Source organism: Mesorhizobium sp. M0478 (assembly GCF_040321305.1).
In the GTDB taxonomy this organism is placed as follows: Bacteria; Pseudomonadota; Alphaproteobacteria; order Rhizobiales; family Rhizobiaceae; genus Mesorhizobium.
On sequence record NZ_JAMYRH010000010.1, the window covers coordinates 39,338 to 59,764 of the forward strand.

Genomic DNA, 20,427 nt, shown 5'->3' on the forward strand with positions numbered 1-20,427 from the left:
CCTATATGCGCCGCAGCATCGCGCCATGTCGCTTTGCTTGCACCGGCCCCTGCTGGACGACATCCCGGCTGAGGGCGACCCGTTTCCTCAAACAGATAAGGAAAAACACGATGTCGATTACTGCCGAGCGCAAACAGGAATTGATGGGTGAATTCGCAACCGCCAAGGGCGATACCGGGTCTCCGGAAGTCCAGGTGGCCATCCTTTCCGAGCGCATCAAGAACCTGACCGACCACTTCAAGGACCACAAGAAGGATAACCATTCCCGCCGTGGTCTGCTCGCTCTCGTCTCCCAGCGCCGCAGCCTGCTTGATTATCTCAAGCGCAAGGATGACGCGCGCTATCAGACGTTGATCGAGAAGCTCGGTCTGCGCCGTTGACGAATTGACCGGCGGGCTTTCGAAGGAGAGCCCGCCGGTCGCGCATTCTGCCAGTCGCATCGATTGGCTAGACCCGGTTTCGAGCGCGCAGAGGCCACTCGAAACCGCCCATGGACGGTCATGGGGCAGGATTGCAGGACGCTCGTGCGCTAACCAGCGCCGAAATCTACCCGAGCTTCCCGTTGTCTTGCCCGTGGCTGCCCGAGAAAGGAAGCCAGGGAAAGGGCATCCGCGCACCGTGAAACGGCGCGGCCCTTTCCGCTTATTAAGGACAAGATATGTTCAACTACCACAAAGTGGAAATCGAATGGGGCGGCCGTCCGCTCATCCTGGAAACCGGCAAGATCGCACGTCAGGCTGACGGCGCGGTGCTTGCGACCTATGGCGAAACCAAGGTTCTCGCCACCGTCGTTTCGATGAAGGAGCCGAAGCCAGGCCTCGATTTCTTCCCGCTGACCGTCAACTACCAGGAAAAGACCTACGCCGCCGGCAAGATCCCGGGCGGCTACTTCAAGCGCGAGGGACGTCCGAGCGAAAAGGAAACGCTGGTTTCCCGCCTGATCGACCGCCCGATCCGCCCGCTCTTCGCCGACGGCTACAAGAACGACACCCAGATCGTCGTCACCGTCGTCCAGCATGACCTCGAGAACGATCCCGATATCCTGTCGATCGTCGCCACCTCGGCCGCTTTGACGCTGTCGGGCGTTCCCTTCATGGGCCCGATCGGCGGCGCTCGCGTCGGCTACATCAACGGCGAATACGTGCTCAACCCGCATGTCGACGAGATGCAGGAATCCAGGCTCGACCTCATTGTCGCCGGCACCGCCGACGCCGTGCTGATGGTCGAGTCCGAAGCCAAGGAACTCGGCGAAGAGCTGATGCTCGGCGCCGTCATGTTCGGCCACAGGGGCTTCCAGCCGGTGATCGACGCCATCATCAAGCTGGCCGAAGTTGCCGCCAAGGAGCCGCGCGATTTCACAGCGCCGGACTACTCCGCGCTTGAAGCCGAAATGCTGAAGATCGTCGGCGACGAGCTCAGCAATGCCTACAAGAACGTCGATAAGCAGAAGCGTTACGCCGCCGTCGACGCCGTCAAGGCGAAGGTCAAGGCAGCGTTCGCTCCGGCCGAAGGCGAAGACGCCAAGTACACCTCCGAGCAGATCGGTTCGGTGTTCAAGGAACTCCAGGCCAAGGTCGTGCGCTGGAACATTCTCGACACCGGTTCGCGCATCGATGGCCGTGACCTCAAGACTGTCCGCAAGATCGTCTCGGAAGTCGGCGTCCTGCCGCGCACGCACGGTTCGGCGCTGTTCACCCGCGGCGAGACCCAGGCGCTGGTCGTTGCCACGCTGGGCACCGGCGAGGACGAGCAGTATGTCGATTCGCTGACCGGCATGTACAAGGAGAAGTTCCTCCTTCACTACAACTTCCCTCCCTACTCCGTCGGCGAGACCGGCCGCATGGGTTCGCCGGGCCGCCGCGAAATCGGCCACGGCAAGCTCGCCTGGCGCGCCATCCGTCCGATGCTGCCGAGCGCGGACCAGTTCCCCTACACGCTGCGCGTCGTCTCGGAGATCACCGAGTCCAACGGTTCGTCGTCGATGGCCACCGTCTGCGGCACATCGCTGGCGCTGATGGATGCCGGCGTTCCGCTGGCCAAGCCGGTTGCTGGTATCGCGATGGGCCTGATCAAGGAAGGCGAGCGCTTCGCGGTTCTGTCCGACATCCTGGGTGACGAAGATCACCTCGGCGACATGGACTTCAAGGTCGCCGGTACCGAAGGCGGCATCACCTCGCTGCAGATGGACATCAAGATCGAGGGCATCACCGAGGAGATCATGAAGATCGCGCTGGACCAGGCCAAGGATGGCCGCCAGCATATCCTCAGCGAGATGGCGCATGCTCTGACCGGCGCCCGCCCCGAACTCGGTGAGTTCGCACCGCGCATCGAGGTCATGCACATCCCGACCGACAAGATCCGCGACGTGATCGGCTCCGGCGGCAAGGTTATCCGCGAGATCGTCGAGAAGACCGGCGCCAAGATCAACATCGAGGACGACGGCACGGTCAAGATCGCTTCGTCGAACGCCAAGGAGATCGAGGCGGCCAAGAAGTGGATCCATACCATCGTCGCCGAGCCGGAAGTCGGCGAAATCTACGAAGGCACGGTCGTCAAGACCGCCGACTTCGGCGCTTTCGTCAACTTCTTCGGTCCGCGTGACGGCCTCGTCCACATCTCGCAGCTTGCCAACGACCGGGTCGCCAAGACCTCGGACGTCGTCAAGGAAGGCGACAAGGTCTGGGTCAAGCTGATGGGCTTCGACGAGCGCGGCAAGGTCCGCCTGTCGATGAAGGTCGTCGACCAGGCCACCGGCAAGGAAATCGCCCGCGACAAGAAGGCCGAAGGCGAAGAAAACGCCGCCTGAGTGGTCTGACAATAGAGTTGAACGGGCGCGGCTTATGTCGCGCCCGTTTTCGTTTAATACCCGTCTACGACATGAGAATCGAAGAATGGCCGCTGAGCCGCTGAAGACACTGTTCCATCCCTTCGAGGCCGAGGGGTTCCCTCTGCCGCAAAAGGGCGAGCGTGTGTTGTTCCTGGGTGCGGAGCCCGGCTTCCGCTTGCCGGAAGGCTTCGAGGCAGAGCTCCATCTTGCACAGGGTTTCCGGCCGCATCTCCGAGCGCTGGAGCGTGCCGGTCACAAGGTAACGCCGCGCGCGGAAGGCGATGCATTCGATGCAGCGCTCGTGCTTGCCGGCCGCCATCGTGGGCTAAACGAGATGCGTATTGCCGAGGCGATCGAACGCGTCACGCCGGGCGGTCTGATCATTGTCGCCGGCGGTAAGGACGAAGGCATCGCCAGCCTGCGCAAGCGCATCGACGAGCTTGTTCCCATCGAAGGGCATCTGCCGAAATATCACGGCATCGCCTTCTGGCTTCGCCGTCCGGCCGATCTGGCGCCTGCGGAAAAACTGCGCGTCGCCAATCCCGCCTTGGTCGTAGAGGACCGCTTCCGTACCGCGCCTGGCATGTTCTCCTTCGACCGGATCGACGTCGGCTCGAAACTTCTGGTCGACAACCTGCCCAAAGACCTGCGCGGCAACATTGCTGATTTCTGCGCCGGCTGGGGTTATGTCGCCGCCGAGGTCGCGGCACGTTCATCCGGCATAACGGGGCTCGACCTTTACGAAGCGGATTTCGACGCGCTTGAGGCGGCCAAGGGCAATATCGGCCAGACAGGCTTCGAGCCCGGCTTCTTCTGGACCGATCTGCTGAGCGAGCCGGTCGAGCGGCGCTATGATGCCATCGTCATGAACCCGCCCTTCCATCGCAGCCGGGCGGCCGAGCCGGAAATCGGCGCCGGCATGATCCAGGCGGCGGGCAAGGCGCTGAAGCCGGGCGGGCGGCTGTTCATGGTGGCGAACCGTCAGCTGCCTTACGAACCGGTTCTGAAGGCTGTCTTCTCCAGCCATGCCGAACTCGCCCGCGACGGCATGTTCAAGGTTTTCTCCGCGCGCCGATAGGACGGTGCCGGTCGCCTCAATGCATGCTGACGATGCGCGCCGGCTCGTGGACGGGAATGGTCGGTCTGATATCGCCAGGCTTGATCTTGAGCGGCGCCGGCCTGCCGAACAGATAGCCCTGCACCATCTCGCAACCAGCTGCTCGCAAAAGCGTCGCCTGGTTCTCGGTCTCGACGCCTTCGGCGATGATGCCGACGCCGAGCGCCCGCGACAGGCCGACGATGGTAGAGACGACGGCGCCCGAATTGGAATCGGTGTCGATGCGGCTGACGAAGGAGCGGTCGATCTTCAGCTTGCCGAAGGCGAAGTCGATCAGGTAGCTGAGATTGGAATAGCCGGTGCCGAAATCGTCGACGGCCACCGAAATGCCCATGTCGGCAAGCTGCTGCAGGATGATGGCGGCGCGGTCGCGGTCCTGCATCATCGCCGTCTCGGTCACTTCGAGCTCCAGCCGCGACGGCTTGATGCCGGTGCTGGCCATCGTGTCGCGCACGATACCGACGAAATCCTTGGTCCTGAACTGGACCGGCGAGATGTTGACGGCAACGAAGCAGTCCTCGGGCAAATGACGGGCATCGCTGCAGGCCTTGTTCAGCACCCAATTGCCGATCGGGTGGATCATGCCGGTCTCTTCGGCGATCGGAATGAATTCCATCGGCGGGATCATGCCGCGTTCCGGGTGCTTCCAGCGGATCAGCGCCTCGTAGCCGACGACACGGCCGGTCGGCAGGTCGAGCTGCGGCTGGTAGTGAAGGTCGAAATCGCCACGGTCGAAGGCGATGTGCAGTTCGGATTCGATCCAGTGGCGGTAGTCGGCGACCTGGCCCATGTCGGAATGGAAGACCGACCAGTTGCCCACGCCGCCGGCGCGGGCATTCTGCAGCGCCAGGTTGGAGCGGCGCAGGATGAGGACCGGATCGACGCCATCCTTTGGCATCGCCACGATGCCGACCGACAGGCCGACCGACTGCAGGTGGGAATCGAGCTGGTACGGCTTCAGCATCTCCTCGATCATGGTTTCGACGGTGCTTTCCATGGACCTTTGGAGTTGGTGTTCCCAGACAAGGATAGCGAACTCGCCGGCGCCGATGCGCCCCATCACCGCGCCTTCGGGCATGCAGGCCTTCAACCGCTTGGTGAAGCCGCGGATCAGTTCGTCGCCATGGCTGTAGCCGATGGCGTCGTTGATCTGCTTGAAGCGGTCGATGTCGATGTCGATGAGGAACACCGGCTCACCGGTCCTGATCGTCGCGGACGCCGCGTCGGCAATCCTGCCGACCATCGCCGGCCGCGCAAAAAGCCCGGTCAGCTTGTCGAAATGGGTTTCGTTGAAAACGTAGTCCACCGATTCATCGACGCCGGCGAAGAAGGACAAGGCAGCACCGGCGGCGGCCAGCGCGCATAGCGCCGACGCGATGCCGATCATGGTTTCCGCCTGCATGCCGGCAAAGCCGTCCCCGAAACCATGCCGGAGGCCCCAAAGCCCAAGGATGAAACTGCCAAGGCCCGAACTGGCGACGGTGAGCAGCCGGAACACAGGTGTTCGCTTCGGGTTGCTGACAGCAGGCATTGCTCAGTCCCTGTCGCATGATCCCGAAATCAACTCGACTTCGGGAAATATCAAGCGCAAATTCATAAAGGCTAAAGCATCCTTTGCGCCCAGCAAGAACGCGCAGAGCCCAAGCCCATAGGACTTCTAGCGGATATCTCCTTAAAATGAGTTTCCGCCCATGCATCTAATTTTACTGGTGAATTAATCGCGTACGCTGTCGGTCTGCTTCAACTCATCCAGGGTTGGCATCGACACGATGTGATAGCCGGAATCCACATAATGGATTTCGCCGGTGACGCCTGACGAGAGGTCGGACAAAAGATAGAGCGCCGAGCCGCCGACCTCGTCGATGGTCACCGTGCGGCGCAGCGGCGAGTTGCGCTGCTGGTAGGAGTACATGTGGCGGGCGTCCGAGATTCCGGCGCCGGCCAAAGTACGCACCGGTCCCGCCGATATGCCGTTCACCCGGATGCCGCGCGGGCCATAGTCGTTGGCGAGATAGCGCACGCTGGCTTCCAGTCCGGCCTTGGCGACGCCCATGACGTTGTAGTTCGGCATGACGCGGACAGAACCGGCATAGGTCAGCGTGATCATCGCGCCGCCTTCGCTCATCAGCGGGGCGGCATGGCGGGCGACCTCGGTGAAGGAGTAGCAGGAGATGACCATGGTGCGGACGAAATTGTCGCGGCTGGTGTCGGCGTAGAGCCCCTTGAGCTCGTTCTTGTCGGAAAAGCCGATGGCGTGGACGACGAAGTCGAGCCCGCCCCATTCCTTGCCGAGCGTCTCGAAGGTGGCGGCGACCGATGCGCTGTCCTCGACGTCGCACGGCACCACCAGAGACGCCCCAAGCTTCTCGGCAAGCGGCTTGACGCGGCGCCCGAATGCGTCGCCCTGATAGGTGAAGGCAAGCTCCGCTCCGTGTTCGGACAATTTCCTGGCGATGCCCCAGGCGATCGAATGATCGTTGGCGACGCCCATGACAAGCCCGCGCTTGCCCTTCATCAGTCCGTCCATGGCCGGCAATCCCCCTACAAAAAAACGCTGGCCTTATGCGGAATAGCGCTGGAAAATCAGCGTTGCGTTGGTGCCACCGAAGCCGAACGAGTTGGACAAAACCGTGTCGATCCTGGCGTCGTCGATGCGCTTGCGCACGATCGGCATGCCCTCGAATTCGGGATCGAGGTTTTCGATATGGGCGCTCTCGCCGATGAAGCCGCCTTGCATCATCAGGATCGAGTAGATCGATTCCTGGACGCCGGCGGCACCCAGCGAATGGCCGGTCAGCGACTTGGTCGAGGTGATGAACGGCATCTTGTCGCCGAACACCTCTCGGATGGCGCCCATTTCCCGGGAATCGCCGACCGGCGTCGAGGTGCCGTGGGTGTTGATGTAGTCGACCGGCGTGGACACCGTCGCCAGAGCCTGGCGCATGCAGCGCACCGCGCCTTCGCCCGACGGCGCCACCATGTCGTAACCGTCCGACGTCGCGCCATAGCCGACGATCTCAGCGTAGATCTTGGCCCCGCGCGCCTTGGCGTGTTCGAGCTCCTCCAGGATGAGGACGCCCGCGCCACCCGCGATGACGAAGCCATCGCGATTGACGTCATACGCGCGTGACGCTGTTGACGCCTTGTCGTTATACTTCGACGACATCGCCCCCATGGCATCGAACAGGTCCGACATCGTCCAGTCGAGGTCCTCATGGCCGCCGGCAAACATCACATCCTGCTTGCCCCACTGGATCAGTTCGTAGGCGTTGCCGATGCAATGCGCCGAGGTCGAGCAGGCCGACGAGATCGAATAGTTGACGCCGTGGATCTTGAACCAGGTGGCGAGCGTCGCCGACGCGGTCGACGACATCGCCTTCGGCACCGCGAACGGACCGATGCGCTTGGGGCTGTTGTTCTTGAGCGTGGTCTCGGCCGCCTCGACGATGGTGCGGGTCGAGGGGCCACCCGAGCCCATGACGATGCCGGTGCGCTCATTGGTGATGTCGCTTTCGCCAAGCCCGGCGTCGGCGATCGCCTGGTCCATCGCGACATGGTTCCAGGCCGCGCCCTGGCTCAGGAAGCGCATGGCGCGCCGGTCGATCATAGGGGTCGGGTCGAGCGTCGGCGCACCCCAGACCTGGCAGCGGAAGCCGTGTTCGGCGAAGGAATCTGAGAAGCTGATGCCTGATTTGGCATCATGGAGCGAGGATTGCACCTCGTTGGCGTTGTTGCCGATCGACGATACGATGCCGAGGCCTGTGACGACGACCCTTCTCATTCGCAACTCCTTCCAGCGGATGATCCCGAAACCCTAGTCGGTTTTCGCCGGCGATCATACGCAAAACCAAAATGCCGCAGCGTCGTTGCGCGTCCGGGAACGCCCTGCTGCAGTGGCGCCGGTCAGGCGGCCGATTGCTTGGACAGCCCCACTTTGAGGTCTGTCGCCGCGTATATGGGTTCGCCGTCGGCTTTAAGCCAGCCATCGGCGATGCCGAGAACCAGGCGTCCGCGCATGACGCGCTTGAAATCGATGCCGTATTCCACTTTCTTGACCGAAGGCGTCACCATCCCCTTGAACTTCACTTCGCCGGTCGACAGCGCCATGCCCTTGCCCGGCTCGCCGAGCCAGCCGAGGTAGAAACCCGTCAATTGCCACATGGCGTCGAGGCCCAGGCACCCCGGCATGATCGGATTGCCGATGAAATGGCAGGCGAAAAACCACAGGTCCGGCTTGATGTCGAATTCGGCGCGGATGAAGCCCTTGTCGTGGGCGCCGCCGGTCTCGCTGATCTCGGTGATGCGGTCGAACATCAGCATCGGCGGATAGGGCAGCTGGGCGTTGCCAGACCCAAACAGCTCGCCGCGGGCGCAGGCAAGCAATTCCTCATAACCGTAGCTGGATTTCGAACCCGCCATATGTCTCGTCCCCATAATGTCCCGGGCGGTGGGGCGCCCTTGTCGTTGGTTTCCTAACACAATCCCTTTCGGTCCGGAAACCGGCGTTTGCGCTTAACCCGCCCGTCTGCCCGGGTCAATGCGCGCTCTCGCATCGGCCCGAAATCGATCTCGATTCCGGAAAGCACGATGCGACGCCAAAAAAGCGATAGAGCGCACTTAGTGCGTCCAACTGGACGCACGTCGCTCTATTGATCGTATTCCGCCAACAGAATATATGTCGGGAGGTATCCAGTTTCGGTTGATGACGTTTTTTCGCCACTCTGGGCGTGTCTTGAGGCAGAACTGTGGGCTTGGACGGATAGATGGATCTGGGCTGCCGGAAGGAAAATGTCGCTGTGGACAAGCGGGTTCGCGAAGCCGGCCTCAGGCCGACACGCCAACGCGTTGCGCTGGCCGATCTGCTGTTTGCCAAGGGCGACCGCCACCTTTCGGCCGAGGAACTGCATGAAGAGGCGGTCGCCGCCGGCGTGCCGGTCTCGCTCGCCACCGTCTACAACGCGCTTCACCAGTTCACCCAGGCCGGCCTGCTGCGCATCCTGGCGGTCGAGGGGTCCAAGACCTATTTCGACACCAACACCTCCGATCACCATCATTTTTACATCGAAGGCGAAAACAGGATCTTCGATATAGAAAGCGGTCCGGTGACCGTCTCCAACCTGCCGGAGCCACCCGCAGGCATGGAGATCGCCAATGTCGACATCGTGGTGAGGCTGCGCCCGAAGCGCAGCGTTTAAGCCCCAACCCGTGAAACCTGTCGATTTTGCAATCCGGCTCGAATGGGTTGCGGTGGCGGTCGTGGCTATAGTCGCCTATGCCGCGTCAGGCGTTTCCTGGTGGCTGTTCGCCCTGCTTATTCTGGCGCCCGACCTGTCGATGCTGGGCTATCTCGCCGGGGCACGGATCGGCGCTGTCGCTTACAACGCGTTGCACATATTGATCGTCCCGCTGTTGCTGGCCCTCGCCGGATATGTTCTGGCCAATTCGACGGCGACCGCTATTGGTCTGATATGGATCATCCACATCGCCGTCGACCGCGCGCTCGGCTACGGTCTCAAACTGTCGACCGGTTTTCAGGACACCCATCTCGGCCGTATCGGCCGTTAGGCCTCCAGCAATCTCAATTCTTGACGTGCTCGCCGGGATAGGCGCCCCACACCTGCGACTGGGCGATCCAGCCGGTGTGGCCGTCGAAGGTCATTTCGCACCACTGGCCATCGCAGGTTTTGATCGTGCCCGTAACGCCCGGCTCGATGATGGCGATGACGCTGGCGTCCTTATCGGCATCGTCGAGCAGATTGATTCGGCCACCTTTGGTGCGTTGCCAGGGGGCGACGATCGCGGTCCGGCGGCCGGACAGCAGCGACTGGTTGATCCAACCCTCCGAGCCATCGGCATCGCGCACGCGCCGCCAGGTATCGAATTCCTGGATGATTTCCATCGGCAGGCCGGCCTTTGTGTACATCCAGTCGACGGAATAGTTGGCGCCGGGGCCAACGCGCGAGTTGACGCGAGCCGATTTCAGGCTGACGAAACGCGGCAGCGGCAGGCCGCTCGGCCCGAGCGTGACCGTCTGCACAGGTGCGGCGGCACCTTGCGCCGCGGCTTGCGGGGAATGCAGGAGAGCGCCGAGAAGCGCTGCGCTGAGGATCAGGCGAAGCGACGCGAAACCAGACACTTTCATTCCTTTCGGCGCGTGCCCTTTGGTCCGGGCGCCCCTTTTTCTTTGTCTTCGGCGGCACCGCTTGTTACAGGAGTGGCAGGCACCGCGACCGGTATTCAGTTTCGCCTGTCTTGGTTAAAGAGGTCTCAACGAGATCGGGTTCGAGGAAACAATGGCAGGCAAAAAACGGCCTCTCGTCGTCATCACGCGCAAGCTGCCCGATCCGGTCGAGACCCGCATGCGCGAACTCTTCGACGCCAGGCTGATTGTCGAGGACCGCCCGATGACGCAGCCGGAGCTGGTCGCGGCGATCAAGGAAGCCGATGTGCTGGTGCCGACCATCACCGACCAGATCGATGCGGCGCTGATTGCCCAGGCCGGCGACAATCTCAAGCTGATCGCCAATTTCGGCAATGGCGTCGACAAGATCGACGTCGCTGCGGCGGCCAGGAAAGGCATTACCGTCACCAACACGCCGAACGTGCTGACTGAGGATACGGCCGACATGACCATGGCGCTGATGCTGGCCGGGCCGCGGCGGCTGGCCGAAGGCGCCAATGTGCTGACCAGCGACAAGAAATGGGCCGGTTGGTCGCCGACCTGGATGCTCGGCCGGCGCATCTGGGGCAAGCGCCTCGGTATCGTCGGCATGGGCCGTATCGGCACTGCGGTTGCGAGGCGCGCCAAGGCTTTCGGCTTGTCGATCCACTACCATAACCGCCATCGCGTGCTGCCGGCGGTAGAGGAAGGGCTGGAGGCGACCTATTGGGAAAGCCTCGACCAGATGCTTGCCCGCATGGACATCATCTCGGTCAACTGCCCGTCGACGCCGGCGACCTTTCATCTGCTTTCGGCGCGGCGCCTGGCTCTGCTTCAGCCCACCGCCTATGTGGTCAACACCGCGCGCGGCGACATTATCGACGAGGAAGCGCTGGTCAAGCTTATCCAGGACGGCAAGATCGCCGGGGCCGGCCTCGACGTCTACGAGCACGAACCGGCGCTGAACTCGAAACTGCTGAAGCTTGCCGCCAAGAACAAGGTCGTGCTTTTGCCGCATATGGGTTCGGCGACGATCGAGGGCCGCATCGACATGGGCGAGAAGGTGATCATCAATATCCGCGCCTTCTTCGACGGCCACCGGCCGCCGGACCGCGTGCTGCCGCTACGGACTTGAAGCGGGCCGCGTTCAGGATGCGGTTGTGAGGGCGCCATCCGCCGCGACACTCACACGCTTGCCGGGATAGGCCTCAAAAGCGTCGCGCCTAAGCCTGAGCGCTACCGGCGTCCGCCAGCCCATTTGCCTGGCCACAATCAAGCCAAGCAGCAGGATCGCGTCCGGCTCGTGCAGCACGAGTGCCGTCGGCGCATGGCCATTGTGGAGGAGTTCCATCAGCACGGCGGACGCCGAGGACGAGCCGATCGTGCCGGGCAGGAACAGCACGCGACCGGAAATGGTTTCGCCATACTGGGGGTGGCGGACATCGGCGATGCGGCCACTCTTCGGATCGACGCCACCCCAGAAGCTGATCGGCGCCGTCAGCACCAAGGCCAGCCCTTCGCCTCCGCTGCCCGGCACCAGTATGTCGGCTGCAGCATTCATGCGGCGATGTCCGTAAACCTGGGCTTACCGGCAACCGCGCTTTCCACGCAGTCGGCCAGCGAGCCGTAAAGCACGGCGTAACCGGTATTGCCCGGCGCGTAGTGCGCGAATTTTCCCGAATTGGTCATCAGCACGCCGCCGGCCAGATCCGGCAGGATCGGCGTCACCACCACGCAGGTGTCGGCGACGATGATGACGCCGCTGGCTTCGAGCATCTTGCGCTTGCCGTTCTGCTCCAGCCTGGTGAGCACGTGGCGGCCGGTGCAGGCGTAAATCGGCACGCTGAGCCGCCGCCCGCCAATCAGCCGCTCAAGTGCATCGAATTCGGCCAAAGACAGATGCGGACTGCCGATCGCCACGGCATCGATGGCGGTCTGCGTGGCTGCGGTGGACAGGCCGGCGCGGGCCTTCATGGCCATCTCCGGCGTTACGCGGATCATCGTTTCCGGCCTGCCGCCCACCAGGATGGTCTCGGCGTCGGGCGCCTCGGGCGTCACGCCGGCAATGTGGAACAGGCCGACGGCGCCCGACGATGCCGCCGCCGCGCCGAAGGCCTTCAGCGCATCCTCGCCGGGATGGCTGAATATGCCGGTGACGACGCCGATCGCATTGCCGACCTCACGGCCGTAGAGGTTGCCCAGCACCGGCCAGGCGATCTCGGAGCCAAGGAACGAGGCGGATAGGCCGGACACATCGAACACCAGCCGTGCCTGCCGGTTCTCGGGGCGATGCAGGCCGTAATCCGGCGCGCGGCCCGATATGGCGCAGGCGATGTCGAGGAAGTCGCCATAGCGGTTGGTGCGTGCCCCCAGAACCGAATTGCAGAACACCACCGCGTTGGATTCACCCCAGGCGACATCGCTGCCAAGCGCCGGCCTGTGGCCGGCCTGATAGGGCGCGCAGGTCCAGCTCTGCTCGCAGCCCAGTTTGCGGTAGGCCTCCATCATTCGTCGCGCCATGCCGCGCGCCGGCTCTTCGAGGCGCACGCGCGAGCAGCCCATCAGGTCGAGCGCGCCGACATTGAGCGTCGAGCGCACCGCGACCCTGGCGCCGCTATCGACCAGCCTTTCGGCAAACAGCGTGCCGGAATCGCCGTGATAGAGCGCGCCGTCTATATGCGTCGAGGCGATCGGGATAAGTCGCGGCGCGCCGAGCAGCGCAGCGCTTTCGGCAACGATGCGCATCGCCATCGCCGCCCCGTCATGGCCGGAGGCGACTGTCTGCTCCTGTGAGCTGAGTGCAAGGCTCACGCCAACTCCTTGCGCAAGGTGATCGAGGTCGGCCGGTCATAGCCGTCATGCGCGGTGCGTTCAGTCTCGCGAAAGCCGAGACCGGCAAAGGTTGCATGATTTACGGTCAGTTCGATTCGCGTCTGCAGTTCGATGGCCGGTTTGTTCCGGCTGCGGGCGAGAAATTCGACAGCCTGCATCAGCCGCCTGCCGATGCCTTGCCCTTGAAGCTCAGGTTCGACGGCGAGCTTGCCGATGTAGAAATCATCGGCTCTCTCCAGCGCGAAAACGCAGCCGGCGATCCTGTCATCCTGCAGGGCCAGCAACACGGTCTCTCGGCCAGCCTTGTCCCTGAGGTTTCCGGCGTTCAGCAGATGTGCCGAGGAGGGCGGGTCGATGACGCCGTCCATCGGTGCAAAGGCGCGCATGATCAGGCTGAGCAGTTCGTCCCAGCGGTCGAAGCCGGGGGCGAGCTGCGTGACCAAAACACTGGCAGGCTGATCCATGCGGTCAGCTTCTCTTGTAGCGGATCGTGTCGAAGCGCGCCGACAGCGCATCGTAGAGCAGCAGCCGGCCGACCAGCGGTTCGCCGATGCCGGTGATCAGCTTGATCGTTTCCATCGCCTGCAGCGTGCCGACGACGCCGGTCAGCGCACCGACGACCCCGGCCACCGCGCAGGATGGCACCAGCCCCTCTGGCGGCGCTTCGGGAAAGAGGTCGCGATATCCAGGGTTCGGTCTGCCGTCGGTGCCGGTGCCGAACGGCATCAACACCGTAACCGAGCCGTCGAAGCGGCCGACGGCGGCATGCACGAGCGGCCGCTTTTCCGCCGCGCAGGCATCCGCCACCACATAGCGCGTCTCGAAATTGTCGGAGCCGTCGACGACCACGTCGTAGCGCGCCACGAGAACGGCAGCATTGTCGGCCGTCAGCCTGAAATCGTGCAATTCCACCGCGACATGGGGATTGATCCGGGCGATCGCTGCTTTGGCGCTCTCGGTCTTCGCCGTTCCGACCGTATCGGTGGCGTGGATCACTTGCCGCTGCAGATTGGACAGCGAGACAATATCGTCGTCGACGATGCCAAGCGTGCCGACGCCTGCGGCAGCGAGATATTCCAGCACCGGCGCGCCGAGGCCGCCGGCGCCGATCACCAGCACTCGCGCCCGCTTCAGCCTCTGCTGGCCGGCGCCGCCGATCTCAGGCAGCACGATGTGGCGGGCATAGCGTTCGAGTTCTTCGTCGGTGAGGGCGGCAGGGGTCATTGCCCGACCATATAGCGGAGCAAAAACCTTGTCAGGTCTCTTCGGTTGGCCCAACCGTGCCGTGGTCGACGGTGAGGAACTGCGCGCGTCCCCTCAGGCTGGAAAACAGCGCGGCGTCGGTTCCGGTCATGAAGGCCTGGCAGTTCAGCTCCTCCAGGATCGAGAACAGCGCGGCGCGCCGGCCGGCATCGAGATGCGCGGCAATCTCGTCGAGCAACAGGATCGGCGTCATCCCCGACATCTCGCCGGTCAGCCTTGCGTGCGACAACACGATGCCGACCAGCAGCGCCTTCTGCTCTCCGGTCGAGCAGAGTTCGGCCGGCATCGCCTTGGGGCGGTGGCGCACCAGTAGATCCGAACGGTGCGGGCCGTCGAGCGTGCGTCCGGCGGCGCGGTCGCGCTCGCGGCCGTCGGCAAGGGCGTCGCGATAGCGTTGCTCGACATCCACAGCGGGTGCTGAGGCGACATGGCTTTCAAGGTCGCCGAAGAGGCTGATGTCGGCTTGCGGAAACGGCCCGCTGGACGGCAACCTGTCGATCATGGCGGCCAGCAGGCGCACCAGCTCGGCGCGCGCAGCCGCGATCGCCACGCCGGTTTCGGCCATCTGCATCTCGATGGCGTCGAACCAGGCGCCGTCGCGCGAGCCTTCCGTAAGCAAGCGGTTACGTCCGCGCATCGCCTTCTCGTAATCGAGCGCACGCTGGCCGTGGCCAGGATCGACAGCCAAAACCAGCCGGTCGAGAAAGCGCCGCCGGTCGGCGGCAGGTCCGGGGAACAGGCCGTCCATGGCCGGCGTCAGCCAGACCACGCGCAGCCATTCCAGCATGGCGTCGGCCGACCGTGCCGGCGCGCCATTGATGCGCACCTTGCGACCGCCCTCGCCGGCCGCTTCACCCCCGGTGATGCCGGTGCCGATCTCGACCTGCCCCTCCGGCCCGTCGAGCCTTGCGTGCAGCGCAAAGCCGCCATCGCCGCCTTCGCGGGCCACGTCGACATAGGGCGCACGGCGCAGGCCGCGGCCAGGCGTCAGCAGCGAGATGGCTTCCAGGAGATTGGTCTTGCCGGCGCCATTGTCGCCGGAAAACACCACCGCGCCGGGTGAAAAGCCGATCGACAACGCCGCATAATTGCGGAAATTCGTAAGTGTGAGCTTACTTATGTGATTTTGTTCCGGCAACCGCTATCCGCCTGTAGAAGTCGCCGCAATCAATTATGCTGCAGTGTGCCGCAGTGCGGCTGCTACACCCGCATCGGCATCAGCACGTAGAGCGCGGTCTCATCGGCCATGTCGTGGATCAGCGTCGGCGAACCGGCATCGGCCAGCATGAACTTGGCTTCCGTGCCGGTCAGTTGAGCAGCGACGTCGAGCAGATATTTGGCGTTGAAGCCGATCTCGATCGGGTCTGAGGAGTAATCAGCGGCCAGTTCCTCGGTGGCGCTGCCCGAATCCGGATTGTTGACGGCAAGCGTCACCTGGCCTTCGGTGATCGAAAGCTTCACCGCGCGGCCGCGCTCGGAGGAAATGGTCGAGACGCGATCGACGGCGGCGGCGAAGCTCTGGCGGTCGATGATCAGCTTCTTGTCGTTGCCGGTCGGAATGACGCGCTGGTAGTCCGGGAAAGTGCCGTCGATCAGCTTCGAGGTCAGAACCACGCTGCCGATGGTGAAGCGGATCTTGGTGTCGGACAATTCGGTGGTCACCGCGACATCGGGATCGTCGACCAGCTTCTGCAATTCGCTGACCGTCTTGCGCGGAATGATGATGCCCGGCATGCCTTCGGACCCGGCCGGAGCGTCGATCTCGGCGCGCGCCAGGCGGTGGCCGTCGGTCGCCACCGAACGCAGCTTCAGCTTGCCGCCAGTTTCATGCGTGTGCAGGTAGATGCCGTTGAGATAGTAGCGCGTCTCTTCGGTGGAGATGGCGAACTGGGTCTTTTCGATAAGGCCTCTCAGGGCGACGGAATCGAGCCGGAAGATGTGTGAGAAGGATCCCGCCGAAAGCTCCGGGAAATCGGACTGCGGCAGGCATTGCAGGCGAAAGCTCGAGCGGCCCGACGTTACCGTCATGGCGTTGCCGTCCTCGTCGGTCTTCAGCATCACTTCGGCGCCGTCGGCCAGCTTGCGCACGATGTCGTAGAGCAGGTGCGCCGGAACCGTCGTCGCCCCGCCGCGCTCGACCTTTGCCGGCGTCGCTTCGGTCACTTCGAGGTCGAGGTCGGTGGCTTTCATTTCAAGGCTGGCGCCCTCGGCGCTGAGCAGCACGTTCGACAGGATCGGTATGGTATTGCGCCGCTCGACCACGCGATGAACGTGGTTGAGCGACTTCAGGAGATTGGACCGTTCCAGGATAACACGCATGACGAAACAGGCTCGCTTGAATGAATGGACGGGTCACCAGTGGGCGGCGCCCCGCGAAAGGTCTGAACAGGCTCAGAATCTATGCAAACTGACAGGAAAAAGCCAGCAAACGCAAGTCCGGGCCACCGGTTCGCGCCGGTTAAGCGGGCTTTCTGGGGATAAAGCGGACGTTGGCCGGCAACCGATGCATGTCGCCGAAAACTGCGCAGCGGTTTTGGGACAACGACATGCATCAAAACAAGAAAATTTAAAGCGCGACGACCGTTTGCCGCGCCGATCAGGCTTGGTCGTTGATCAGCCTGCGCAACAGTTCCAGTTCCTGCGCCAGCGTGTTGTCGACGCCGGAAAGGTCCTCGATCTTGCGCACCGCATGCAGCACCGTGGTGTGGTCGCGCCCGCCGAACCGCCGGCCGATCTCCGGCAGCGAGCGCGGCGTCAATACCTTCGACAGGTACATGGCGACCTGCCTGGGCTTCACGATGGTGCGCGTGCGCCGGTTGGACAGCAACTCGGTCTTCGACACATTGTAGTGGCGCGCCACGATGCGCTGGATGTCCTCGATGCGCACCCGCTTCGGCTCGCCAGAGCGATAGATGTGCCCCAGGATCTCGTCGATGCGGTCGATGGTGATCGCCGGCTCGAACGACTGACGAAACAGCAGTTGGTTGAACGCGCCCTCCAGCTCACGACCGCTGCCGGTCACCGTGCGGGCGACATGGTTGAGGATCTCCTCCGAAATATTGAGCGATGCATCGTCAACCTTGGCGGTGGCAAGCCGAAGTTTGAGCATGCCTATGCGCATGGCGAAGTCCGGCGCCGACATTTCCAGCGCGACACCGCCATTGAGGCGCGAGCGCACCCGCGGTTCCAGCGATTCCAGTTCCGACGGCGGCCTGTCAGCGGCAACCACCACTTGCTTGGCGCTGTCGAGCAGCATGTTGATGAGATGGCAGAATTCGTGCTGGATCGACTTGCCCTGCAGGAACTGCATGTCGTCGATGATCAAGAGGTCGATGTCGCGCAGCTGTTCCTTCAGCGTCAGCGCATTGTTGTCGCGGATCGCGGTGGCGAAGCGCCACATGAAATATTCGGCCGTCAGATAGACGACGCGCGATTTCGGGTTCTGTTTCAGGGATTCGGCCGCAATCGCCTGCAAAAGGTGCGTCTTGCCGAGCCCGACGGTCGCATGAAGGAACAGCGGGTTGAAGCGCACCGCGCTCGACTGCGATTCCGCCACGGCTTTGGCTGCGGCGAAAGCCACCCGGTTCGACGGGCCTTCGATGAAGGAGCCGAACGTGTAGCGCGGGTCGAGCGGCGACCCCAGCACATTGTGCCGGAATTCGCTCTCGATCGGCGTGCCGGGACGAGGGGCGGGCGCCCGCTCCACCCTGCCGGGGCCGACCGTGCCGGCCGCCAATGCGGTCTGCGTATGCTTGGTCATCTTGCGCGCCGGCACGGCCTCGGGTTCGACGCCATTGCGGGCAGGACGGGTCGCGGTGCGCACGACCATCTCAATCTTGAGGATTTCGGGATCCTCGTGCTTCCACAGATCGGCGATGAGATCGAGATAATGGCCATTGATCCACGAGCGCAGGAAGGCCGTGGGCACCGAGATGCGTACAATGCCCCGGGAAGCCTCAGCCACCTTCATACGGCCGAACCAGCTCGAATAGACCTCGGTTCCCAGGCGCGCCTTCAACTGGGCCTTGACCCGGTCGAACTTCTGTTCCGCGTCGCTGGAAGCCGCCATATCGTGCGCTCCGACCAATGTTCCGGGAAATGGCAGGTCGCCCGTAAGCTCCCGCTCGATGCCGCTCTGCATGATTGTGCGTCCCTTTTCCTTTGTACCTTTTTTCCGCCGGGAGTGCGCCTCCTGCACCCATGTTTCCGGCGACCGTATCTTCGCTACAACACCACCGCCGCCGCCGGCGGATGACGTTGCCTCGTCAGAATGGGATGGGTCCCGGCTGCTTAAAGCCAGTCCGTCTGACATGTTCGGGCAAAGCGGTGCTACCCGGCGAAAACGCCGGTGCGCCATCAAGCTGCCATGTACAATTACGCCAGTCCCCTATCGTATCGAAAAGGCAAGCCATACCCGTTCGCGGAATTGATCCACGTCATGAATTCTGCCACTGTTAGCTGGCCGATTCAGGCTAGGTTAAGGGCTAATGGCCCGTCCCTTTCGATAGACCGACATTACCGAAATCGCTGTGGATAGGGCAAGGCCACCTCTAACGGATTTTTAAGGAATCTGGTTAGTGAACAACGGTTCGGGCTCCGTGCTGGAAGCGCATATTTTGACAAAGCCATTGGGATTCAAACCCTTTTGCCGCGAATATGAAAATGGCTGTGCGGTTTGAAATTTTCTGAAATAATTCGCTTGACACCAACTTGCTGCCTATCGCCCACAGGCGATGTGAACAAGCTGTGGATCACTTCCAGCAAGTCGTTGAAAAATATCAGCAATTTGTGACAGCCAAATTTATTGGCGTGGGCCGTTTCGGCGGATTGGAATATCAGTGGGAGTGTATGTGCCGGCAAAGCATTCCAGACTCTGGAATGCGGCTCGGGCGTGCTTTGCGGCAGTTCTTTTTAAGTGCTTGCCGGCAAACGAAAAAACCCGGCACGATTGGCCGGGTTTGAAAGAACGACAGTTCAGGAACGGTCAATCAGGCCGACAGCACCTTGAGGCGGTGAGCCAGACGCGACACCTTGCGCGATGCCGTATTCTTATGGATCACGCCCTTGGTCGCGGCGCGCATCAATTCCGGCTCTGCGGTCTTGAAGGCTTCCAGCGCGGCTGCCTTGTCGCCGGCAGCCAGTGCCTCTTCGACCTGGCGGACATATGTACGCACGCGCGAGCGGCGGTTCTTGTTGATCGCTGCGCGGCGGGCGATCTTGCGCGTTGCCTTTTTGGCCGAGGAGGTATTGGCCATGATGCCTCTCTTCTGATCTGGTGGGCGCATGCGGGATGCCGCAGGGCGCAAAAAACAAACGGGCAGCCAACGGCCGCCTCGGTTGGAGCGGCTTATAGTTCAGCTTTTCCGGCGCGTCAACGCCGCTTTGGCTTCTTTTTGGTCCTCGCCGCCGCCACTCTAGCGATTGGTGAAATTCGGCTTCCGCTTCTCGGCAAAGGCTGCCATCCCTTCCTTCTGGTCGTCGAGCGCAAACAGCGAGTGGAACAGCCGGCGTTCGAAGCGCAGTCCCTCCGCCAGCGTCGTCTCGTAGGCGCGGTTGACTGCCTCCTTGGCCATCATCACCGATGGCAGTGAAAACTCTGATATCCTGGCCGCGGCCTTCATCGCCTCCTCGATCAACTCGCCGGCCGGCACGACGCGCGAGGCCAGGCCGCTGCGCTCGGCTTCGGCGGCATCCATCATCCGACCGGTCAGGCACATGTCCATGGCCTTCGACTTGCCGACAAAGCGGGTCAGCCGTTGCGAGCCGCCCATGCCGGGAATGACGCCAAGCGTGATTTCGGGTTGGCCGAACTTGGCCGTGTCGGCGGCAATGATGAAATCGCACATCATCGCCAGTTCGCAGCCGCCGCCCAGCGCATAGCCCGCGACAGCGGCGATCATCGGCTTGCGCGCACGGGTAAACTCTTCCCAGCCGACGAAGAAATCCTGCACATAGGCCTCCGCGTAGGTGACGGCCTGCATTTCCTTGATGTCGGCGCCCGCCGCAAAAGCCTTCTCGGAACCGGTGATGACCATGGCGCCGATGCCGGGATCGGCGTCGAACCCCTTTGCCGCCGTCAGCAAATCCGCCAGCACCTGCGCGTTCAGCGCGTTGAGCGCCTTAGGCCGGTTCAACGTGATCAGGCCGACCTTGCCGCGCGTCTCGACGATGATGGTTTCATAGCTCATGGGCTGGCCTCCTGGTTGCGGCACTGAAGGACCGTCTAGC

21 protein-coding genes are annotated in these 20,427 nt (G+C 62.9%); 7 read left to right on the top strand and 14 right to left on the bottom strand.

All coding sequences use genetic code 11. From position 1 onward, the window contains the following. Window positions 1–5: 5 nt before the first annotated feature. From rpsO to NKI64_RS22365, 3 genes are all read left to right on the top strand, one after another. Complete coding sequence (rpsO, locus tag NKI64_RS22355; protein WP_280790898.1) at window positions 6–380, top strand: 30S ribosomal protein S15; 375 nt, start codon at window positions 6–8, stop codon at window positions 378–380. Window positions 381–658: 278 nt separating this feature from the next. After that, entirely contained in the window at window positions 659–2,806 is a 2,148-nt protein-coding gene (gene pnp / locus NKI64_RS22360; protein WP_023682005.1) for a polyribonucleotide nucleotidyltransferase, read from the top strand. Window positions 2,807–2,891: 85 nt separating this feature from the next. After that, window positions 2,892–3,905, top strand: a complete 1,014-nt coding sequence (locus NKI64_RS22365; protein WP_352670020.1) for a class I SAM-dependent methyltransferase — start codon at window positions 2,892–2,894, stop codon at window positions 3,903–3,905. 16 nt (window positions 3,906–3,921) lie between these two features. Here the strand turns inward: NKI64_RS22365 and NKI64_RS22370 are convergent, their stop codons facing one another. The 4 genes from NKI64_RS22370 to fabA all read right to left on the bottom strand — a co-directional run bounded on the left by NKI64_RS22370 (window position 3,922) and on the right by fabA (window position 8,363). Then, a complete protein-coding gene (locus NKI64_RS22370; protein WP_023688736.1) occupies window positions 3,922–5,475 on the bottom strand; it encodes a putative bifunctional diguanylate cyclase/phosphodiesterase in 1,554 nt (517 codons plus the stop codon). Between the two features lie 183 nt (window positions 5,476–5,658). Then, window positions 5,659–6,471 carry an enoyl-ACP reductase FabI gene (gene fabI / locus NKI64_RS22375; protein ID WP_023669564.1) on the bottom strand — a complete coding sequence of 271 codons (813 nt, stop codon included), beginning with the start codon at window positions 6,469–6,471 and terminating at the stop codon, window positions 5,659–5,661. Between the two features lie 33 nt (window positions 6,472–6,504). After that, window positions 6,505–7,725: a beta-ketoacyl-ACP synthase I gene (gene fabB, locus NKI64_RS22380; protein WP_352670023.1), complete on the bottom strand. Its 1,221-nt coding sequence runs from the start codon at window positions 7,723–7,725 to the stop codon at window positions 6,505–6,507. Window positions 7,726–7,847: 122 nt separating this feature from the next. Then, window positions 7,848–8,363 (bottom strand): 3-hydroxyacyl-[acyl-carrier-protein] dehydratase FabA, encoded by a 516-nt coding sequence (gene fabA / locus NKI64_RS22385; protein WP_352670026.1) that lies wholly within the window; start codon window positions 8,361–8,363, stop codon window positions 7,848–7,850. 344 nt (window positions 8,364–8,707) lie between these two features. On the opposite strand from fabA, the gene irrA reads away from it, so the two are divergent. Beyond that, on the top strand, window positions 8,708–9,139 hold the full coding sequence (gene irrA / locus NKI64_RS22390) for an iron response transcriptional regulator IrrA (RefSeq protein WP_352670029.1): 432 nt from the start codon (window positions 8,708–8,710) through the stop codon (window positions 9,137–9,139). 10 nt (window positions 9,140–9,149) lie between these two features. After that, window positions 9,150–9,509 carry a DUF4260 domain-containing protein gene (locus NKI64_RS22395; protein ID WP_023669568.1) on the top strand — a complete coding sequence of 120 codons (360 nt, stop codon included), beginning with the start codon at window positions 9,150–9,152 and terminating at the stop codon, window positions 9,507–9,509. Window positions 9,510–9,522: 13 nt separating this feature from the next. On the opposite strand, the gene NKI64_RS22400 is transcribed toward NKI64_RS22395, so the two are convergent. Continuing rightward, a complete protein-coding gene (locus NKI64_RS22400) occupies window positions 9,523–10,080 on the bottom strand; it encodes an SH3 domain-containing protein (protein WP_023669569.1) in 558 nt (185 codons plus the stop codon). Between the two features lie 157 nt (window positions 10,081–10,237). On the opposite strand from NKI64_RS22400, the gene NKI64_RS22405 reads away from it, so the two are divergent. Next, window positions 10,238–11,239: a 2-hydroxyacid dehydrogenase gene (locus tag NKI64_RS22405; RefSeq protein WP_023736147.1), complete on the top strand. Its 1,002-nt coding sequence runs from the start codon at window positions 10,238–10,240 to the stop codon at window positions 11,237–11,239. Window positions 11,240–11,251: 12 nt separating this feature from the next. Here the strand turns inward: NKI64_RS22405 and NKI64_RS22410 are convergent, their stop codons facing one another. The 7 genes from NKI64_RS22410 to dnaA all read right to left on the bottom strand — a co-directional run bounded on the left by NKI64_RS22410 (window position 11,252) and on the right by dnaA (window position 18,340). Continuing rightward, a complete protein-coding gene (locus NKI64_RS22410) occupies window positions 11,252–11,665 on the bottom strand; it encodes an aconitase X swivel domain-containing protein (protein ID WP_023736146.1) in 414 nt (137 codons plus the stop codon). Next, entirely contained in the window at window positions 11,662–12,915 is a 1,254-nt protein-coding gene (locus tag NKI64_RS22415; RefSeq protein WP_023736145.1) for an aconitase X, read from the bottom strand. The genes NKI64_RS22410 and NKI64_RS22415 overlap by 4 nt, the downstream gene beginning before the upstream one ends. After that, window positions 12,912–13,400: a GNAT family N-acetyltransferase gene (locus NKI64_RS22420; protein ID WP_023703474.1), complete on the bottom strand. Its 489-nt coding sequence runs from the start codon at window positions 13,398–13,400 to the stop codon at window positions 12,912–12,914. Before NKI64_RS22420 ends, NKI64_RS22415 begins: the two co-directional genes overlap by 4 nt. A gap of 4 nt (window positions 13,401–13,404) precedes the next feature. Continuing rightward, complete coding sequence (locus tag NKI64_RS22425) at window positions 13,405–14,160, bottom strand: molybdopterin-synthase adenylyltransferase MoeB (protein WP_023703473.1); 756 nt, start codon at window positions 14,158–14,160, stop codon at window positions 13,405–13,407. Between the two features lie 31 nt (window positions 14,161–14,191). Further along, the gene (recF, locus tag NKI64_RS22430) at window positions 14,192–15,337 is read right to left on the bottom strand and encodes a DNA replication/repair protein RecF (RefSeq protein ID WP_023703472.1); all 1,146 of its coding nucleotides are present in this window, start codon (window positions 15,335–15,337) and stop codon (window positions 14,192–14,194) included. Between the two features lie 62 nt (window positions 15,338–15,399). Further along, a complete protein-coding gene (gene dnaN / locus NKI64_RS22435) occupies window positions 15,400–16,518 on the bottom strand; it encodes a DNA polymerase III subunit beta (protein WP_023669575.1) in 1,119 nt (372 codons plus the stop codon). A 277-nt stretch (window positions 16,519–16,795) separates the two neighbouring features. Beyond that, complete coding sequence (gene dnaA, locus NKI64_RS22440) at window positions 16,796–18,340, bottom strand: chromosomal replication initiator protein DnaA (RefSeq protein ID WP_031195619.1); 1,545 nt, start codon at window positions 18,338–18,340, stop codon at window positions 16,796–16,798. Between the two features lie 605 nt (window positions 18,341–18,945). Here dnaA and NKI64_RS22445 point away from each other — a divergent pair. Beyond that, entirely contained in the window at window positions 18,946–19,161 is a 216-nt protein-coding gene (locus tag NKI64_RS22445; protein WP_352670037.1) for a hypothetical protein, read from the top strand. Between the two features lie 26 nt (window positions 19,162–19,187). On the opposite strand, the gene rpsT is transcribed toward NKI64_RS22445, so the two are convergent. Then, window positions 19,188–19,454 (bottom strand): 30S ribosomal protein S20, encoded by a 267-nt coding sequence (gene rpsT, locus NKI64_RS22450; RefSeq protein WP_023681995.1) that lies wholly within the window; start codon window positions 19,452–19,454, stop codon window positions 19,188–19,190. 159 nt (window positions 19,455–19,613) lie between these two features. Continuing rightward, entirely contained in the window at window positions 19,614–20,387 is a 774-nt protein-coding gene (locus tag NKI64_RS22455; RefSeq protein WP_023681994.1) for an enoyl-CoA hydratase, read from the bottom strand. Between the last annotated feature and the right edge of the window lie 40 nt (window positions 20,388–20,427).